The organism is Fibrobacter sp. UBA2449 (assembly GCF_002342555.1).
Classification (GTDB): domain Bacteria; phylum Fibrobacterota; class Fibrobacteria; order Fibrobacterales; family Fibrobacteraceae; genus Fibrobacter.
Genome location: NZ_DDQF01000001.1, coordinates 1 through 18,822, shown reverse-complemented (window position 1 = coordinate 18,822; position 18,822 = coordinate 1). Strand labels below are relative to the sequence as shown.

The 18,822-nt window shown below is 50.5% G+C and carries 17 protein-coding genes and 3 pseudogenes; 11 read left to right on the top strand and 9 right to left on the bottom strand.

All coding sequences use genetic code 11. The features are described 5' to 3' along the window. The 3 genes and pseudogenes from B4B27_RS00100 to B4B27_RS00090 form a co-directional block, all read left to right on the top strand. A pseudogene (locus B4B27_RS00100) lies at positions 1-417 on the top strand (anion permease); the annotation flags it as partial. Positions 418-518: 101 nt separating this feature from the next. Further along, complete coding sequence (locus tag B4B27_RS00095; protein WP_290722535.1) at positions 519-3,491, top strand: class I tRNA ligase family protein; 2,973 nt, start codon at positions 519-521, stop codon at positions 3,489-3,491. 74 nt (positions 3,492-3,565) lie between these two features. Beyond that, positions 3,566-4,099 carry a hypothetical protein gene (locus B4B27_RS00090; protein WP_290722534.1) on the top strand — a complete coding sequence of 178 codons (534 nt, stop codon included), beginning with the start codon at positions 3,566-3,568 and terminating at the stop codon, positions 4,097-4,099. Positions 4,100-4,109: 10 nt separating this feature from the next. On the opposite strand, the gene B4B27_RS00085 is transcribed toward B4B27_RS00090, so the two are convergent. Next, positions 4,110-4,988, bottom strand: coding sequence for an MBL fold metallo-hydrolase (locus tag B4B27_RS00085; RefSeq protein WP_290722533.1), 879 nt, complete (start codon positions 4,986-4,988; stop codon positions 4,110-4,112). A gap of 127 nt (positions 4,989-5,115) precedes the next feature. On the opposite strand from B4B27_RS00085, the gene rseP reads away from it, so the two are divergent. Together rseP and B4B27_RS00075 are read left to right on the top strand one after the other, a co-directional pair. Next, positions 5,116-6,495, top strand: coding sequence for an RIP metalloprotease RseP (gene rseP, locus B4B27_RS00080; protein ID WP_290722532.1), 1,380 nt, complete (start codon positions 5,116-5,118; stop codon positions 6,493-6,495). Positions 6,496-6,517: 22 nt separating this feature from the next. Beyond that, positions 6,518-7,636 (top strand): cation diffusion facilitator family transporter, encoded by a 1,119-nt coding sequence (locus B4B27_RS00075; protein WP_290722531.1) that lies wholly within the window; start codon positions 6,518-6,520, stop codon positions 7,634-7,636. Positions 7,637-7,640: 4 nt separating this feature from the next. Here the strand turns inward: B4B27_RS00075 and B4B27_RS00070 are convergent, their stop codons facing one another. Further along, positions 7,641-8,984 (bottom strand): MATE family efflux transporter, encoded by a 1,344-nt coding sequence (locus B4B27_RS00070; RefSeq protein WP_290722530.1) that lies wholly within the window; start codon positions 8,982-8,984, stop codon positions 7,641-7,643. Positions 8,985-9,051: 67 nt separating this feature from the next. On the opposite strand from B4B27_RS00070, the gene B4B27_RS00065 reads away from it, so the two are divergent. The 3 genes from B4B27_RS00065 to B4B27_RS00055 all read left to right on the top strand — a co-directional run bounded on the left by B4B27_RS00065 (position 9,052) and on the right by B4B27_RS00055 (position 11,702). After that, a complete protein-coding gene (locus B4B27_RS00065) occupies positions 9,052-9,573 on the top strand; it encodes a flavodoxin domain-containing protein (RefSeq protein WP_290722529.1) in 522 nt (173 codons plus the stop codon). Between the two features lie 153 nt (positions 9,574-9,726). Beyond that, complete coding sequence (locus B4B27_RS00060) at positions 9,727-10,872, top strand: FISUMP domain-containing protein (RefSeq protein WP_290722528.1); 1,146 nt, start codon at positions 9,727-9,729, stop codon at positions 10,870-10,872. 242 nt (positions 10,873-11,114) lie between these two features. Further along, positions 11,115-11,702 (top strand): zinc ribbon domain-containing protein, encoded by a 588-nt coding sequence (locus B4B27_RS00055; protein ID WP_290722527.1) that lies wholly within the window; start codon positions 11,115-11,117, stop codon positions 11,700-11,702. An 11-nt stretch (positions 11,703-11,713) separates the two neighbouring features. Here the strand turns inward: B4B27_RS00055 and B4B27_RS00050 are convergent, their stop codons facing one another. Continuing rightward, a complete protein-coding gene (locus B4B27_RS00050) occupies positions 11,714-11,959 on the bottom strand; it encodes a TIGR03905 family TSCPD domain-containing protein (protein WP_073189459.1) in 246 nt (81 codons plus the stop codon). A 104-nt stretch (positions 11,960-12,063) separates the two neighbouring features. On the opposite strand from B4B27_RS00050, the gene B4B27_RS00045 reads away from it, so the two are divergent. Then, positions 12,064-12,588, top strand: a complete 525-nt coding sequence (locus B4B27_RS00045) for a hypothetical protein (protein ID WP_290722526.1) — start codon at positions 12,064-12,066, stop codon at positions 12,586-12,588. A 164-nt stretch (positions 12,589-12,752) separates the two neighbouring features. Here the strand turns inward: B4B27_RS00045 and B4B27_RS14620 are convergent. The 4 genes and pseudogenes from B4B27_RS14620 to B4B27_RS00025 form a co-directional block, all read right to left on the bottom strand. After that, positions 12,753-12,885 (bottom strand): annotated as a pseudogene (locus tag B4B27_RS14620) (ORF6N domain-containing protein); the annotation flags it as partial. 46 nt (positions 12,886-12,931) lie between these two features. After that, on the bottom strand, positions 12,932-14,326 hold the full coding sequence (locus tag B4B27_RS00035) for an IS3 family transposase (protein WP_290722524.1): 1,395 nt from the start codon (positions 14,324-14,326) through the stop codon (positions 12,932-12,934). A 74-nt stretch (positions 14,327-14,400) separates the two neighbouring features. Next, positions 14,401-14,682: pseudogene (locus tag B4B27_RS00030) on the bottom strand (ORF6N domain-containing protein); the annotation flags it as partial. A gap of 24 nt (positions 14,683-14,706) precedes the next feature. After that, on the bottom strand, positions 14,707-15,738 hold the full coding sequence (locus tag B4B27_RS00025) for a virulence RhuM family protein (RefSeq protein ID WP_290722522.1): 1,032 nt from the start codon (positions 15,736-15,738) through the stop codon (positions 14,707-14,709). A 444-nt stretch (positions 15,739-16,182) separates the two neighbouring features. Here B4B27_RS00025 and B4B27_RS00020 point away from each other — a divergent pair, with 444 nt between their 5' ends. Continuing rightward, positions 16,183-16,800, top strand: a complete 618-nt coding sequence (locus tag B4B27_RS00020) for a restriction endonuclease subunit S (protein ID WP_290722521.1) — start codon at positions 16,183-16,185, stop codon at positions 16,798-16,800. Between the two features lies 1 nt (position 16,801). Here B4B27_RS00020 and B4B27_RS00015 read toward each other — a convergent pair whose 3' ends face one another. After that, on the bottom strand, positions 16,802-17,623 hold the full coding sequence (locus tag B4B27_RS00015) for a tyrosine-type recombinase/integrase (RefSeq protein WP_290722520.1): 822 nt from the start codon (positions 17,621-17,623) through the stop codon (positions 16,802-16,804). Positions 17,624-17,753: 130 nt separating this feature from the next. Here B4B27_RS00015 and B4B27_RS00010 point away from each other — a divergent pair, with 130 nt between their 5' ends. Beyond that, the gene (locus tag B4B27_RS00010) at positions 17,754-18,254 is read left to right on the top strand and encodes a restriction endonuclease subunit S (RefSeq protein WP_290722519.1); all 501 of its coding nucleotides are present in this window, start codon (positions 17,754-17,756) and stop codon (positions 18,252-18,254) included. Here B4B27_RS00010 and B4B27_RS00005 read toward each other — a convergent pair. Then, positions 18,225-18,822: restriction endonuclease subunit S (locus tag B4B27_RS00005; RefSeq protein ID WP_290722518.1), on the bottom strand; the 598-nt coding region annotated here is incomplete at its 5' end. The genes B4B27_RS00010 and B4B27_RS00005 overlap by 30 nt on opposite strands.

Here is an 18,822-nt window from a genome sequence, read left to right as displayed (position 1 = left end):
GTTGGCCTCGGTGGCGTGACCGCCCTGCTCGTTTCTGTCGCCTTTGCAAGCTCTCTCGGCATGAGCCTCCCGATTTCGACGCCGCCTAACGCCTTGGCCCACGCTACGGGTTACACCGACACCAACGGTATGGCTAAGACCGGTATCGTGATGGGTATTTCCGGCCTTGCCCTCTCCTGGGTGATGATGATTTTCCTTGCCAAGGTGAACTTCTTCGGGACGCCCGTTCCGAAGGCCGCCGACGCTGCTCCTGCTGCTCCCGCTGCAGTTGAAAAGGTTGAGGCCCCGGCCGCTCCGGTTGCTGAAGCCGTCGCCGACAGCGCTGCCGCCGTCGCTGCTGACAGCACCGCCGCTGTTGCCGTGGATAGCGCCGCTGCTGCTAAGGTGGAAGTTGTCGACTCCACTGCAGCAAAGTAACAGACCGCTCGGCTTTATCGCATAAATGAAAATGTGATATCGCCTCGCTCTCGCAAACGCCCTCGGTTAACACCCGAGGGCTTTGTTGCTCACAGTGGACCATGAAGGGCAAGAAGGTCCCGCGCGGTTTCGGTTGGGACTGCCACGGCCTTCCGATTGAATCTCTCGTGCAGAACGAACTCGGTCTCGCTGGCGTTGCCCAAATCCAGAAGCTCGGTGTCGATAAGTTCAACGAAACTTGCCGCGGCAAGGTGCTCAAGTACACCAGCGAATGGAAGAAGACCGTGCGCCGCATGGGCCGCTGGGTGGACTTCGACAAGGGCCTCATCTACCAGGGCTACCGCATCCAGCCGTACAGCCCGGCTCTCGCGACTCCGCTTTCGAACTTCGAAACGAACCAGGGCTATAAGGACCGTCAGGACCCGTCCCTCACGCTGATTTTCCCGATCAACTCGAGCGAGCCCAAGTTCAAGGACACGAGCATCCTCGTGTGGACGACGACCCCGTGGACGCTGTACTCCAACTTCTGCATCGTTGTGGGTCCGGATATGGACTACAACCTGGTGGAGCAGGATGGCAAGAAGTACTGGATTGCCGCAAGCCGCACCGCCGCCTACTTCAAGAACCCGAACATCGTCGATACCTGCAAGGGTTCCGAACTCGTGGGCAAGGACTACGAGCCGCTCTCCCGCATTTCCGATGCGTTCGTGACGCCGGACCAGCTGTCCCGCCACTACAAGATTTACCCCGCCGACTACGTGAGTACCGAAGACGGTACCGGCGCCGTGCATACCGCTCCTTCCTTCGGTGAAGAAGACTTCCAGAAGGGCGCTGAACTCGACCTCGGCCTTTTCGACCCGCTCGATACCGAAGGCAAGTTCACCGACAAGGTCCCGATGTGGAAGGGTCTGGGCGCGAAGGAAGCCGACAAGGAAATTATCCGCTACTTCAAGGAACAGGGCCGCGTGTTCAAGCAGGACGTGATTGTCCACAGTTACCCGCACTGCTGGCGTACCGGCGTTCCTCTGATTTACCGTGCCCTCAAGACTTGGTTCCTGAAGATTGACGCCCCTGTCACGAGCAAGGACGGCGTGACCAAGACTCTGAAGGAATGGATGGTCGAAAACAACCAGACGGTGAACTGGGTGCCGGACCACATCAAGAACGGCCGTTTTGGCAAGTGGCTTGAAGGCGCTCGCGACTGGAACCTTTCCCGTAACCGTTTCTGGGGTACGCCGATTCCGGTGTGGCTCTCTGACGACGGTGACATGATTGCTGTCGGCTCCATCGAAGAACTCCAGCAGCTCACTGGCGTGAAGCTTGATGACTTGCACAAGCACTTTGTTGACAAGCTCACCATCGAAAAGAACGGCAAGGTCTACCGCCGCACGCCGGAAGTGTTCGACTGCTGGTTTGAATCCGGCTCCATGCCGTATGCCAGCCGCCATTACCCCTTCGAAAACAAGGAACTGGTAGAACGCAGCTTCCCGGCGGACTTCATTGCCGAAGGTTTGGACCAGACCCGTGGTTGGTTCTACACGCTGACCGTGCTTTCTAACGCTCTGTTCCAGAAGCCCGCCTTTAAGAACGTGATTGTGAACGGTATTATCTTGGCCGAAGACGGTTCCAAGATGAGTAAGTCCAAGCGCAACTACCCGGACCCGAACGACCTCATCGAACGCACGGGTGCCGACGCTATTCGCTTGTTCATGATCAACTCCGCTGCTTTGAAAGCTGAAGACCTCCGCTTCAGTGAAGAAGGCGTGAAAGGCATCGTGAAGCAGGTGATGCTCCCGCTTTGGAACGCTGTGGCATTCTTTGTCTCGAACCACAACGCCGATGCCGCCAAGGGCCAGCTCACCTGGAAGCCGGTGCAAGCCGAGAGCAGCGAGATTGCTGGGCAATCTCATTGCCGAGGCGAAGCAGGCTGCGCGAAGCGCAACCCGGGTCAGGAAGTCAAGAGCGAAAACGAACTGGACCGCTGGATGCTTGCGACATTGCAGGATCTCGCTGCCAAGGTTGAAGTGGAAATGAAGGCTTACCGCCTGTACAACGTGGTGCCTGCCGTGATTGCCGCAGTTGATGACCTCACGAACTGGTACGTGCGCCGCAGCCGTCGTCGTTTCTGGAAGTCCGAAAACGATGGCGACAAGAACGCTGCCTACGCTACCATGTACAAGGTGCTGGTGGACTTCTCCAAGATTCTTGCCCCGTTCCTCCCGCTCCTTGCCGAAGAAATCTACCAGATTCTCGTTCGCGAAGTGGACGCCAACGCTCCGGTGAGCGTGCACCTCTGCGAATTCCCGAGTGCTGACAAGTCCCTCATGGACGAAAAGCTCGTGGAACGCATCGCCATGGTGCGTGGCATGGTTGAAATGGGCCGCGTGATTCGCGCTACGAACAACGTAAAGAACCGTATGCCGATTGCCAGCATGACGGTGGTTGCTCACGGCACCGAAGAAAAGAACGTGGCTGAGACCATGAAGGACTTGATTCTCGAAGAACTCAACGTTCGCGAAATGAAGTTCCTCGAAGACGAAACGAAACTCGTGAAGCTCTCCGCCAAGCCGAACTTCCTCGCCATCAAGGCGAAGGGCCCGGATTACGCGAAGAACATGAAGGTGATTTCCGCCAAGCTCAACAGCCTTACGGTCGATGAAATCAAGGCTCTGCAGAATGGCGAGACGATTAAGTTCGATTTCGGTGAAGTCGGTGCCGACTGCTTGATGCTCAACCGCATCGTGGCCGACGGCATGGCCGTGGAAGCCAACCAGCACTTCACCGTGGCTCTGGACCTGAAGATCACGGACGAACTCCGCCGTGCCTGCGTGGCCCGCGAACTCGTGAACCGCATCCAGAACCGCCGTAAGGACCAGAACTATGCCATCACCGACAAGATCGAAGTGACGCTGTTCTCTGCAAGCGACGTCTTCAAGCAGGCTGTCGCCGAGAATGAAGCCTACATCGCAGGCGAGACGCAAGCTGTCGCTATTAAGTGGGCTGCCGCCGCCGATGGCCTCGAAGCCAACGATGCCGACGGTGAGGCTTTCGCCTTCACGACGGTCCGCGCTTAATTGACAGGAATGTCATTCTCGACGCCCTAATGTCATCCCCGCGCAGGCGGGGATCTTTTTTTATATTCATAATCATGAAATTTGTCAGGAACATAATTCTCGCTTTGGCTTTGCTCTTGCCGAGTTGTTCCTTGGCGCAGGCTGATTCTGTTTACACACCTAAGAAAAAGGCCTCAGATTATATACCACTGCCTCTTGGACTAGAGGTAGGTGGCGGAAATATGTTCGTGGCCGGATTGGAATGGTGGCTTATACCGTCTGGTTTAATCTATGCACAAAAACGTCCTGAAAATACAAAAGGCCCATGGGCTCCGGATTATGCGTTTGTGTGGTTTATCCGTACTAGGTATGTTTATGACTTCACCGACCACGAACATGGAATTTTACTCCATCCAAGCATCCAGTGTTTTCATGCTTTGGCTGGTGTTGGGGTAGGCCCCCAGGTGGGTTGGTTTTCTTCGACGGGATTTGACTACGGTGCATCCTTCCGTTTTGACTTGCTATGGTTTTTCAATCTTGAAGTTGGCTATTTTGCAAAAAAAGAAAATGTTTTTGTGAATATCATATTTACGATGTCAGCTCCAAGAATGCTAATTTTCGACCCCTAAAATATTTATCCTATTCCGCAAATCCCGGAGGGGGCAGGTGCATGCCGGCCATCAGGAGCTTGTTGTCGCGGGCGTATTGCATGATGCGCTTGCGGCTTTCGGCGGATTTCGGCTTGTCCATGTCGTAGTTGGAATTGACTTCGGGATGGTCCTTCTGCAGGGCGTAACCGTGCATCAAATCACCGACGATAAGCAGGTTTGCAATCTGGAACGCGGTGTGGCCCGGCGTGTGTCCGATGGCGTCCATCGCTAGCACGCCATGGGGGAGCGTATCACCGAATGCGAACAAATGAAGGCTGTCCTTGTAGAGCGCCATGATGTTCTTCTGCAAATCGTTTTTCGGGATGTCGTTCATCCAGGCGTCGTATTCCACCTTGCCCGCATACACGGCGGCGTTCTTGAAAACCTTCGTGTCGTTGCCGGCATCATCCTTTGCCACAAGGCCCGAGATGTGGTCCACATGCAAATGCGTAAGGTAGACAAGCCCGATGCTGTCGGGGTTCACGCCGAGAGCGGCGAGGCGGCTCATGAGCTGTCCGCCGAAAGCCCCGAGGCCTGCGTCGAACAAGATGTACTTGCCGTCCACCTTCACGAGGAACGTGCTCACGCTGGCCGGGATTCCGTCGGGCATGTTCAGGCTGTTGTAGAGCGAGTCGCTGGCGTCGCTGAAGAGCGAGCGCGGGTTCAACTTTTCGCCTTCGTTGTCCTGAATCCAGGTGACGCTCGCCCCGTTTGTGAGGGTTATAGTTTTCGTGCCTTCGACCTGAGCGGCAGTTTCAACACTCACTGTTTCTGCGGTGGCGGTTTCCTTGGCTGTCTTGGTATCGCTGCAGGCGGCGACAAGCATCGAAAGCGAGATGGTTCCGAGGATAGCGAAAATTTTGTTCATGTAGGCTCCTTGATTGCATAATAATAAGAAAAAAATTTATCTAATCGCAAATGGCTTTGTGCGCTGTGTCCGCATTGCAGGATTTGGTTCGGAATGCGTGAATCTCATTTTGCTATATTGTATTTCAATGGAAACAATTTTCTCAAACGTTGTGATGTTCATCCTGGGCCTCCTGGCTCTCAGTTTTCTCGTGACTATTCACGAGCTGGGCCATTTCCTGGTCGCCAAGTGGAATAACGTCAAGGTGAACACGTTTAGCGTTGGCTTTGGCAAGAAACTCATCCGCATCAAAAGGGGCGAGACGGAATACTGCATTTCGGCAATCCCGTTCGGTGGCTACGTGGCCATGGCGGGGGAAAATCCCGACACGCTCGAGGAGGGCGAAGTCCCGGACGAACGCGATTTCGTGGCGAAGTCCGTGGGTGCGCGCGCCGCGATTGCGTTTGCGGGACCGTTCATCAACATCGTGTTCGCGTTTGCGCTCCTGATGGTCCTCTACATGGTGGGCGTGCAGGAACCTGCGACAAACGAGCTCATCGTGGGCTTTGTTGCGAAGGATTCTCCGGCGCTCGCCGCGGGCATACAGCCGGGCGATACCATCACTGCCATAAACGGCAAGCCCACGCAGGGCTGGGACGATTTCCGCGAGCAGATTGGCGTGAGCCTCGGGGCGAACGTCCCCCTCACGGTACATCGCGGTGGCGAACCGCTCACCATTACCGTCGTTCCCGAAGAACTTGTGATTCCCGCGCAGGATTCCACCGGTTCCGAAATCAAGATGGGCATTGGCGATATCGGTATCTACCCGCGCAACCGCGTCATCGTGCGTCTTCCGCCTGTAGAAGGTTCTGCCGCGGCTACTGCCGGCATTCGGCAGAACGATACGATTTTTGAAATCAACGGCGAGCACATCTCCCGCTACGAGGAGGTGGTGCGCATCATCGACGGCAGCAAGGGCGAGACCGTGAATGTTACCGTCATTCGCGATGGCGACACGCTTACCAAGCCGCTTACCCCCGCGTACAACGAGGAATACAAGCGGTACATGGTCGGTATCCAGATGGGCTACGTGCTCTTCCGCGAAACGAAGATTGTGCGCCGCGGCCCTGTCGAGGCCTTTACGAAGACTTGTGCTACCAGCTGGAAAATGACCACCAGTATTTTCCGCTATTTCAAGCGCATGTTCCAGGGGCAGGTGAAGGTTGACGCGTTCTCCGGTCCGGTTTCTATCGTGGCCGTGATGGGTAACGTGTGGATGAGCGGCTTCCAGGAATTCCTGATGCTCCTTGCACTCATCAGCATAAACCTGGGCGTCATGAACCTGCTTCCGCTCGCCATTACCGACGGAGGCCTGCTCATGTTCCTCGGGATAGAGAAGTTGCGCGGCAAGCCGCTTTCTACCAAGACGCAGAGCATTATCCAGAACGTCGCCGCTGCATTCTTCATCAGCTTCTTCGTGTTCATCACGATACTCGACTTCGGCAAGCTTTCGCTATTCCTGAAATGACACGAAGTCGTCAGGAGACCATATGATAGACAATGAAATTGAAAATCGCAGCAAGGTCATCGTGCGCACGAGCATCGTGGGCATCGCTACAAACGTGGTGCTTTCGGCGTTCAAGGCCGCCATCGGCTTTATCACGGGTTCCATTGCCGTCACCCTCGACGCGGTGAACAACCTCTCCGACGCGCTCTCCTCGGTGATTACCATCGTGGGCGCAAAACTTGCGAATAAACTTCCCGACAAGAAACACCCGCTGGGTTACGGGCGCATCGAGTACCTGAGCGCCATGATCGTGGCCGCCATCGTGCTGTACGCGGGCGGCACCTCCGCCGTGGAATCTGTCAAGAAAATCATCCACCCAGAAGCCGCCGACTATTCTACGATATCGCTGGTGATTATTGCTGCCGCCGTGGTGGTAAAACTCGTGCTCGGCAAGTACGTAAAGAGTCAGGGCGAGCGCGTGAATTCCGGTGCGCTTGTGGCCTCCGGTGCCGACGCCCTTTTCGATGCCATCCTGTCTGCATCGGTGCTGGCCTCTGCCATCGTGTTCGTGACGACGGGCGTTTCGCTCGAGGCCTACGTGGGCGTGCTGATTTCATTGTTCATCATTAAGTCCGGCATCGAAATGCTCAAGGATACGCTGGACGATATTCTCGGCAAGCGCACTGACGGCGACACCGCCAAGGAAATCAAAAAAATCCTCACCTCTGAAAAACCCGTACGCGGCGCCTACGACTTGATTCTGAACGATTACGGCCCGAACAAGTCCATCGGCTCGGTGCACCTGGAACTGCCTGACACCATGACCGTCGAGGAACTGGACGTGCTTACGCGCAAGCTGCAGAACCGCGTGTACAAGGAAACGGGCGTCATCCTCACGGGCGTGGGAGTTTATTCGTACAACACCAAGAACGACGAAGCCTCCAAAATCCGCAGCGATGTCTTGAAAATCGTGAAGTCCCACGAATGGGCGCTGCAAATGCACGGATTCTACGTGGATGTGGCCGAAAAGACACTCCGCTTCGATGTGGTGCTGAGTTTCGCCGTTGCGCCCGAAGAAGGCGTTGCGATCCTCACCAAGGAAGTCAGCGAAGCCTTCCCCGAATACAGCGTGCACATCGCTCCCGACGTGGATTTGGGTTAATCGGCTAGAATTTCAGCCGTTTGACGTTGTAGAAATATATCCCCGCGATGACTGCAATCGTGATGACCCAGCTGACGGGGTAGACAACCATCAGCGAGGCGAACGAGTTGTATTTGGGGAACACGAAAATCACCCAGAGGATGCGGATGCCGCAGACGCCTACCATGCAGGTGAGCGCCGGCGGTAGGGACTTGCCCATTCCCGAAAGTGCGCCCGAAAACACGTCCAGAAAAACGTTGATGGCCAAGAGCCCCACCACTACGTACATGCGGATGGATGCGATTTCGATGATCTCGGTATTGGACGTGAACACGCTCAGCATGGGCCTTGCAAAAATGCAACAGAGAGCGCTCAATACGATGGTGGTGGAGCAGCCGAGTAGAAGTGTCCAGCGGACCGTGCGGCGGCAGCGTTCCATGTTCTTTGCGCCGAAGTTCTGCCCCACGAAGGTCACGCAAGCCTGCGAGAACGAACTCAGCCAATAATACACCACGAATTCGTAGTTGAGCGCGATGGACGAGGCCGCCACTGTCGCAGAACCGAGGCTGTTGATGGCCGATTGCAAACACACGTTGCTGAACGAGAATACGACGCCGCGAAGCCCCGTTGGGAGCCCCACGCGCAAGATGCGGCTCAAGAAGAAGGGTGTCACGCGCAATTTCCAGAATTCCAGCTTGAAAGGCCCCACCTCGTGCAGGAGCATGTAGAACAAGGTAATTCCGCTGATGACGTTGGCGATGACCGTCGCAATCGCAACGCCCGATACACCCATGCCAAAGCCCGCTACAAGAATCAGGTTCAATGCCACATTGACGGCTCCCGCCACCATGAGCACGTAAAGCGGCCGCTTTGTATCGCCTTTGCTGCGCAGGATGGCGGCGATGAAGTTGTAGATCATCACGAAGGGCATGCCGGCAAAGTAGATTTGCAGGTAAAGTACCGCCATGTCCAAAACATCTTCGGGCGTTGAAATCAGTTCGAGAATCGGCCTTGCAAAAAAGATTCCCACGAACGAGAGGAATATTCCGCTGAAGAACGCCACCATCACCGACGTGTGGACGCTGCGGGTCACGGAGCGGTAGCTGCGCGCACCGATGGAGTTGGCCACCACCACGTTCGCGCCCACGGAAATCCCGACGAACAGGTTGATGAGCATGTTGATGACGAACGTGTTCGCGCCCACGGCCGCGAGGGCTTTGTCGCCTGCGAACTGGCCCACCACGGCGACGTCCGCCAGGTTGAACATCTGCTGGAAAATGCTGCTCAGGGCGATAGGGATGGCAAACCTCAGGATTTTTCTCCCGAGGGGCCCGTTCAGCATATCGATGTTCGTCTTTGATGCCGCCATGCAGTACCTTGAAAACGGGCGTAAATTTAGTTTTTTAAATTGTGGGAACAGAAAGGACGGTGCTTCAATGAACTCTATCATCATCTACGGAAGCCGCTACGGCTCGACAAAACGCTACGCCGAACGCCTCGCCGAAATCACGGGGCTCAAGGCAGTTTTCTTTAAAGACGTGAAAAGCGTTGCCGGCTATGACCGCATCGTCTATCTGGGCGCTCTTTGCGCAGGCGGTATCATGGGCCTCAAGAAAACGGTTTGCGGCCTCTCTGCAAGTCAGGAATTGCTTGTCGCGACTGTCGGTCTCGCCGACCCGACCGATGCCGAAAACGTCAACCACATCAGGGGCTGCCTCAAAAAGCAGGTTCCTGCATCGCATTACGATGAAAGTAAAATTTTCCACCTTCGCGGCGCCATCGATTACACCAAACTCGGTTTGAAACATCGAATCATGATGAAACTCCTGTATTCGAAGGTCACGAAAATCCCCGAAGCGGAGCGCAACGCCGAAGTCCGCGCCCTCATCGCCACCTATGGCAAGCAAGTGGACTTCGTGAATCTCGACACCCTGGAACCGATTATGAAGGCTCTGTAAAAAACGGATTGACTTGACAGAGCCGTTAGAATGGGCTTGTCAAGTGGTTCTTGGACAATTACGTTAAAAATTTTAGTTGAACAGGATTAAAATAGTCGATTTGTCTCCATTTATCTCGCACACATATGTTTGTATGTGTTTATATTTGATGACATGAGAATATCTTATTGTGTATTGAAAGTCCTGCCATTTGTTATGGCTGTATCCGTGAATGCTGCACCACAAATGGGGTCCATGGTGGATGCCCGCGATGGTCAGAAGTACCGAACCATACAAGTTGGTAATCAAACTTGGATGGTAGATAACCTGAATTACAAGGTAAGCAATAGCTTCTGCTATGACGATAATGAAGCAAACTGCAGAAGTCAGGGGCGCCTTTATACCTGGAAGGCGGCGCAGAACGCTTGTCCGTATGGGTGGCGCGTACCGACGGATGAGGAATGGGCTGGTTTGATTCAGTCCCAGAAGGGTTGGCAGAAACTAGAGAAGGCGGGAATCAAGTTGTCCATGGCGGGTGACCGGCGTGCTGACGGAGTCTACCACTATAAGGGAGAATCTGCCTTTTTCTGGACCGCCACTTCTGTGGGAAACAAGTTCGTACGCTACAAATTCAATGCCGGCAAACCGAAGCATGACCGGGCCACCATGGTCGATGGTCCGGCGTATTCTTTAAAGTGTGTCCTCAGCGATGACGCCTCGGGTGAATTCGATGCGTGCCATTCGCCTTTGATGAAGGCTGTCCGGTCGGGAAATATAGCGAAGGCCGAAGCTCTGCTGAAGAGCGGTAAGGCGCGTGTGAATGAGCAGTGTCATACGGAGAATGAAGACGAGATGACTTCCCTAGGGGAGGGCTATGAAGATTTCTCCCCGTTGGGCATGGCGATTGACAAGGGAAACCTGAAAATGGTTAAGCTATTGTTGGACCACGGCGCGAATCCTAATACGGTTGACGAGGGTGGTCCAAGCCAAGATATGCGTACCATGCTGGGAAGGGCTATGTATAAGGACGATTTGACTATCGTGAAGCTTCTTCTGAATGAGGGCGTGCAAGTCTACTACTGCGATATGGCTAAGGGTAGCGGAGTCAGGGAAGATATCCTGCTTTATCTGGCAGAGAAAATGAAGGCAAAAGATTACAATCGCTGCTGGGGTGGCATGACGCTTCTGGATTATCTTGAAAAATTCCCTAAGGTCACGAAGCTGCTGAAAAGCCGTGGCGCACAGCCTGGCGAGAAATTCTGTTCCGGCGATCCGGACAAGGATGCTGAGCGCGATGTTTTGGAAATATGCGGTGAATGATATATAAAGTCGGGGGCGGGCTCTGTCAAGCTTGGCCGTATGTTTGCGAACCTGCTACGGTTATGCTGCGGCGGTCAAAATGGCCAAAATAGCCTAAAAACAGTATTTCCGAGGTGAATTTGCAGGTTTCGATGGGCTGACGGATTGGGAAAGTTTTGCTAACCGTTTTTTGTGTATGGAATGACTTGACAGAGCCGCTAGAATGGTGTACATTTGTGTATGTATCAAATAAAGGAGAACTTATGGAAATGAAATTCTGTCAGAGCTGCGGAATGCCGCTCACACCGGAAATCTTGGGCACAAACGCCGACGGCAGCAAGAACGAAGAATACTGCATCTACTGCTATAAAGACGGTGCCTTCACCGGCGACTTCAACATGGAACAGATGGTCGAATTCTGCTCGCAGTTCGTCAATGAATTCAACAAGAATACAGGCAAGAGCCTGACCCGTGAAGAATACAAGGCGGAGCTTCGCAAGTATTTCCCGACACTCAAGCGCTGGCGCCTCCCGGCAGATCAACTGCCGCATGCCACTTCGCCCATGAAGCAGAAGTTCATTGAAGAAGTCAATGCTCTCGGTATTAAGGACATGCCGAAAATTGACAACCTCTTTGTTCTGCAGGGCTCGTTCATCAATCAGGAATACAAGATCAACGGCAACAGCGTCAAGCTTTTAGACGATAACGCAAGCTACTGGGGCAACCAGGTCGAAAAGCAAAACGCCGAAGGCCGCTGCTTCGGAATCGCCTGCGACGAACGCTACATTCTCGTGAGCGAATACGGCAAGAACGGTGCCGATGCCGAAATCGTCGTATTCAAGAAACGGTAATGTTTAAGATATTACGCTTCTTTCCCGAGGACGGCGCGGGCGAGCTGGTCGGCGCACGATGTGGGCTTCCCGCCGCAGGTGTTGCCTAGGAGTTTTGCCGCGATATCTTCGGCGCTCATGCCTTCGCAGAGCTTTGCAATCGCCTTCAGGTTGCCGTTGCATCCGCCTGTAAAGCGGATGTTCCTGATTTTGTCGCCGTCGCGCGTGAACTGAATCGTCGTTGCGCAAACGCCTTTAGTCTTGAAAGTCTCTTCCATACGTATCTCGGGGTTGAAAGTTCACGTTAAATATAGAATGTTGACGGCTCCTTTGTGAATTTTTATTTTAGTTATAGTTGTTTTGTAAAAAAGGAAAGACTCCTATGAAAAAATGGGTCAGGAATTTTGCGTGTGTCATTTCGATAACGGGTTGCGTTCTTGTATTCGGTTGCGGTGATGATTCTTCGTCAGTTGCCCCGTCGCAAGATCCCGCATCGACATCTTCTTCAGCTGTCGAAGGTTCTTCTGCAGTGGTGGCACCCGGTTCGTCCGATGCGATTTCTTCTGTGACGCTCTCTTCTGCGGTTATCGAAAGTTCGTCGAGCGTCGCAGCTCTGGCAAAATTTTGCAATTTCTCCATGGTCACAAAGACGGGCTACTACCCGATGGCCGTGACAACGGGCGTGACTTCTATCTGCTTGCCTCTTGCCGATTGCGATACCTCGCTGATAAACCTGGGCTTTGCGCATTGTTACGAAGAGCAGGCGACTGTTGAAGGCTGCTTTGCGAATGTTACCGTAACCGAAGTGGAAGAATGTGAACCGAAAGAAAAGAGCTGCGAATCGAGTAATGGTACGATTTATATCTCCGGACGATTCAGCATGAACTGTAGCAGCATCCCCCGCTAAGAAAAATTTTAAGGAGAATCTTTGTGATGGTTATCCCGTCAATCATGTGGCTTGCGTCTGGTTTTCGGTCAGGCGTGTGCGCCCGTGCTGCTCGCTGAAAATCTTGATAGAAACACCCTTCGCCAAGGCGACCATCCCCGCAGAAACATCCGGCGCGTTCTCTGCCGCAATGTAGTCCTTCATCTGCTTGAAAAGACGGATGAGGGCCATACTCTGTTGTACTGCCAAATCGCCTTTCAACACAGTCATGAGCATGTAAATGCCTTGTTCCGTAAAAACGTAGGGATTGGAACGGCTCATTGTGCTGATATTTGCGGTGCAATTTGGGGATGCGGACAATAATTTAGACAGATTGTTTATCCAAATATAGTTTCCGATAATCTGTTGGACTCATTCCGTTGAGTCCGACCTTTATCCGTTTCGAGCAAAACCATTCCAGATATTTTTCAAGTTCAGCCTTGAACTCTTCCTTGTCGACATTTCTCCAATTTCTACTGTAAAAAAATTCGTTCTTGAGTACCCCGAAAAAACCTTCGCAGGCGGCATTGTCGGGAGTGTACCCCTTCCTTGACATGGATCGCGTCAAGCCGTATTTTTTCATTCTCTCGATCCATCCGGGCCACCTGTAATGACAACCTCTGTCCGTATGGATAATCGGGGTTTCTCCCTCATGGAGTGTCGCAGCAGCCTTGTCCAGCATCTCGTCGACAAGGGCCGCGTCAGGAGATTCCCCTATTGTCCAGCACACTGGCGCCCCGTCGAAGCAGTCGATAATCGGCGATAGGTAAATCTTGCCATCATGCAAGGGAAATTCCGTTATGTCCGTCAGCCATTTTTGATTGGGAGCGTCAGCGTGAAAGTTACGGTTGAGTATGTTGGGGACGGCGGGCGTAATCTCGCCCTTGTACGAACTGTACTTCTGCTTCTTGGGCTTGTAGACAACGAGGTTGCCGAGCTTCATTGCTCGTCTGACAACCTTCTCGGAAATCGTCCTTCCGGTCTTTGAAAGCTCACTGTGGATTCGCCTGTAGCCGTAGGTTTTATTGGATTCGTCAAATATGGGAACGAGTTCCTTGAGTAGCCGACGATCCTTGTTGCTCCGGTCGTCCAGGTGCTTTACGTTGTAGTAATAGACGCTTCGAGACATTCCCAGCGCGAGCAGGATATCCCTTAATTCATAGCGGTTGCGTAAGGCGTTGACGAGCTGTGTTTTTTCCCTGTTCCGAAGGGCAGACAGGTCAACGCCTGGGTCTTTTTTTATTATGTTCAGCGTCTCCTTCAGTATGTCAACTTCCAGCTGTAGACTTCGAATCTTCTCGTTCAGTGCCTTCGCGTCTTCGGAAGAAAGATCCTTTTCTTTCGCCTGTTTCCGCTTCGTTGGTCTAGGTTTGTTCTGTAGTCCCATAAGTCCGTACTTTTTATAGTTCTGGTACCAATAATAGATACTTGCATACGTATATCCAATATCCTTGGCTACAGAAATCATCGGTTCGCCCATTTCGTAGCATCTGTGGATCGCGTCAAGCTTTACCTTGATTGGAGCATGAGCCGGATGTTCCGGTGTATTTGTCAATTTATAACGTTTTCTTTGTTCTTGGCGCGGCTGACCTTCTTTCTTTATCCACTTATATAGCTGTTTTGTCGATGGATAGCCTAAAAGCCTTACAGTCTTGGTCGCTGATTTCAGATCGCGAAAGGTTTCCAGGGCTTTGGCAATTTGTGCTTCTGTAAAATGCATGATGCGTCCTCTAGTCGTGTCCAATTATTCGTCCGCATCCCCTTTTTGCACCGCAAATCTTTAGCGTCATTTGCATCTGTAATTGCGGTAAATTTTTTTGACCGCAATTCCTCAACTTCCCTTTTGGTCAGCTGAAATCGAAAATCCTCCGCAAAACGTTCAATATTATTCTTGACTTGTCTGTTAAAATCCTTCGTGCTATACCCGTAAATTTCCGCCAAATCGGCATCGAGCATGACCTTTACCCCGCGGATGGTATATATCCGCGACTTGAGCAAATCCTCGTCTATCAGGGAAAATTCGGGCTTTTTCGGCGCAACGCCCCCGGCCGCACTGGCCGCAACATCTTTCTTCATCGTCAACTCCTCTGGCGCTTTTCATTATCTTTCATTTTCCAGCAGTCTCTCGAACAGTGTACGATACCCGGCGATATCTTCCAGCTGCATGATGGTCGTGATCTTGTTGCCGGCATCTTTTGAGGACGCCCCGCAGTGGAAAAGTTTCTCGCTGACGGTCCCGAAATCCAGATAGATGTACCTGTCGTGGAACATGTTCCCCGTAGTGCGTACATCGTCAAGCTCAACATCCGGGCGGGCTGCCCTGAAATCCGCCAGCATGCTCTCGGTCAGGCGGGTACGCCCGTGCTGCTCGCTGAAAATCTTGACCGAAACGCCCTTCGCTACGCACCGCAGCAAATCAAGCGTCTTTACATCCAGATAGTCATCCACAATCAGCACCGACTTTTTTGCCATACCGTAGATTTGCGTATAGGCGACATCTGCCTCAAGCCGCTGCCCGTTCAGAATCAGGAAGTGCTTGAAGGTACTTGGGTCGACGAAATTCGCCATGACCTTCTGAACGTCGTTGGACAATTGCTCGATTCTTTGATTTTGGGCTGAGTGGGCTGTATTGACAAAAAAATCTACGCGCTGTTCGACGGCGGTAAGGCGCATGTCAACATTTTGCTTGAAAAGGGAAATTTCTGTGCCTCCCATTGCCAGCATCCGATGATTGATGCTGTATCCCCTGAGTAAATGATCCCTAAGGACTTGGTTCGCCCATTGGCGAAATTTTACGCCATTTATAGACTTTACCCTGTATCCTACAGATATAATGACATCTAGGTTATAGTGTTCGACATTTCTGCGGACGTCTCGACCGCCTTCATTTTGAACTGTCGCAAAATTTGCGACAGTTGGGGTATCCTTGAGTTCTTCTTTTAAGGCATTGGCAATGTGTTTGCCAATTGTTTTTACATCTCTGCCGAAAAGGATGGCCATTTGCTGTCGATTTAGCCAAACGCTCTCGTTTTCGACTCGGACTTCGATGTGGAATTCCCCACCCTCTGGCTGGTAAACGACTATCTCGTTTTTGTCGCCCCCGGCCGCACTGGCCGCAACACCTTTCTTCATCGTCAACTCCTCTGGCATACAAGCGGAAAAATACCAAAGACTACACACTTGTGCACTAAATATAGATTCAAAAATCCAGTTTGTCAATAGACCCGCGCAATTATCTGAAAATTATTTTGGTGGGGGAAGTCTCCCCCTCGCTTCTGCCCCATGTCATCCCCGCGCAGGCGGGGATCTCCTTGTGGCATACGCTACCCTCTCTCCTAGTGGGCTCCGCCCCCTAACACCCCCGAAGGCGAGTGCTACAGGGTTTTTGCAACGCCCTCGTATGAAAAACTGCATTGTATAGAGTAGTTGTCAAGTATTCCTTGACAACTACTTTGGGGTCTAATTTCCTTTTTTCGGCTCCTCTTGCATAAAAAGGACCGTCCCGCCTTCACGCGGAAACGATCCATAGTACCACTTTCTAGTGCTGGCGTAATTTACAAAAATAGGGTAGAGAGGATGGATTTTTCTGATAACCGCCCCTACAAGAAGAATGATTCAGTTTCAGCGGAAGACGCGCCTTTTGATATACCCAATTCTTGGGAATGGATTAAAATAAAAGATATTTGCGAAACATTTGGAAGAATTGGTTTTAGGGGTTACACCAAAAAAGATTTGGTGGAAAAAGGACAAGGCGCAATTAGTTTAAGTCCATCGAATATTATTGATATGGGATTAAACTTTGATAAATGTACCTATATATCATGGTTTAAATATGAGGAATCTCCTGAAATAATGTTGAACATAGGAGATATTGTTGTTGTCAAAACAGGATCATCATATGGGAAGAATGCTATAGTTGATAGACTTCCAGAAAAGGCTACATTAAACCCTCAGTTGATGGTTTTAAAACAAATCAAGTGCAATCATAATTATCTGTGTGACTTTCTGAATTCAAATTATTTTAGAAAAGAATTTGAAAACTTAGTAAATGGTACAGCAATTCCAACATTCTCGCAGGAAAAATTCTCATCAAAGAAATTTCCTCTTCCCCCTCTTGCAGAACAAAAACGCATAGCATCAAAAATAGAGTCGCTTTTTTCTATTCTTGATGCTATGGAAAAGGAATGTGATTAAATCACCAGGTCACGACTGTGTCGACAATTTCCTGTTGTTCGCTTGCAGTTCTGCGGAGATAAATTCTGGTCGTTTCAATGCTTTCGTGACCCATCAAGTCGGCAAGGAGCGAGATGTCGTTGAATTTCTCTAGAAAATTCTTTGCGTAACGATGTCGGAAAGAATGCGGATACACAACCTTGGTGCTAATTCCATATTTAATGGCGTATGTTTTTAATTGAGACGCAATCCCCCTTGTAGTTATTCGCTTGCCAAAGCGATTCAAAAAGATAAAACCGGAATGTCGGTCAATACTAGATAACCATTCAAGAGCTTCTTTGCGGAGAGTTTTGGGAATATACAGCCGTCGAAGTTTACCACCTTTGGAATATAGGTCAAACCAGCCAATTTTCACATGTTCCACCTTGATTTGCGTCAGTTCGCTTACGCGTGCTCCCGTTGCCGCTAGGAACCACACCACAAAATACCACTCCAAATTGCCATCAGTTTTTAGCTTTGATTTGAAAAACTGATAATCCGCGTTGCTGATGACGTTCTCCAAGAAATTCTTCTGCTGTTCCTTGACGAATTTCAGTTGTAGTTTGCCTTTCTTGATAAAAATCAGATACTTGTTCAATCCCTGCAAGCGAAGATTTACCGTCTTGGGCTTGAAGAATTCAACAAGATACTCCTTATACGCCAAAAGATTTTCCTTTGAGAAGTCTTCATAATGTTCGGAATAGTATTTGACAGTCCATAAATAGGATGTTAGCGTATTTTCAGAAAGATTCTGCTTTCGCAGATACCGTTCAAAAGGCGTTTGTTCTCGTTTTTGTTTTGGCATGTTGATTCCTTTGTTTAAATGATGATATTGATTTATAACAAAGAATCACTTTACAAGTTTACACTGCCGCCCTTATGAGAAGATAGAGAACATTCCCTTTGAAATACCAGAAAGTTGGCGTTGGGTAAGAATGGACGATATTAATGATTTTCAGTCATATACTGAAAATCCGATGTTAAAAGAAAATAAGAATCGCGTATATGAATTATATAGCGTCCCGTGTTTTGAAGTAAGGCATCCGGAAATTGTAACTGGATCAGAAATAGGATCTACAAAAGTTTTAGTAAAAAAAGATGATGTTTTAATTAGCAAAATAAATCCACACTTAAATAGAGTATGGCGCGTTCCTCAATTTACGGAACACCGGATGATTGCATCTTCGGAATGGGTTATTATTAGAAATTCTAGATTGAATCCGCAATATCTAGTTTATGTACTTCAATCTAATTATTTTTTGAATAAAATGCTTTCAAACACATCGGGTGTTGGCGGCTCTTTAACTAGGGCAAAACCATATGAAGTAAAAAAATATGAATTACCAATCCCGCCCTTAAATGAGCAATCTCGTATTGTTTCAAAGATTGAAGAATTGTTTTCCACATTAGACCAGATGGAACAAAATCTCATCTAGCGATTTGAAAAGGGCTTCAACTTTATCCACGATTCTTTTCTGCTCTGCTAAAGGTGGGAATGGGAACTCCAAATCATAAATTGTATGGGGTTTCAGTTCTTTTTGATTTGTGGACCCTTCGCCATTTTCTTCCAAATATGGTTGCCTTGTTTTTAGAAAATAATACAAATAACGGGAATTCACTAAGGAAGAACGTATTGTTGTCACATGACTATCTGGAACAATTCCTTTTATATCCCGAGGTAAAGTTTCATTGAAAAAACCGACTCGTCCCAATGTTCCTGTACCGGTAGAATTAATCACAATATCGCCTATTTGCAAAAATTCTTCCAGTGGGTATTTGCTTAATGCGGTTTCATCTAAATAAAGCGCTTTTCCCAAAGAAATTGCCCCATTTTTTTGATTGCATTTTTGCGCAAATACTAGTACATTGCCTGTTTCTGCATATTTGGGCGATTTCCCTCGTTTTATAGGATCGCATACATCGCCTAATTTCGCCCATTTCCACGAACTAGGAATTTCAAAAGGCTCGTCTCCAACAGTTATCTTCTCATAAGGGCGGTTATCA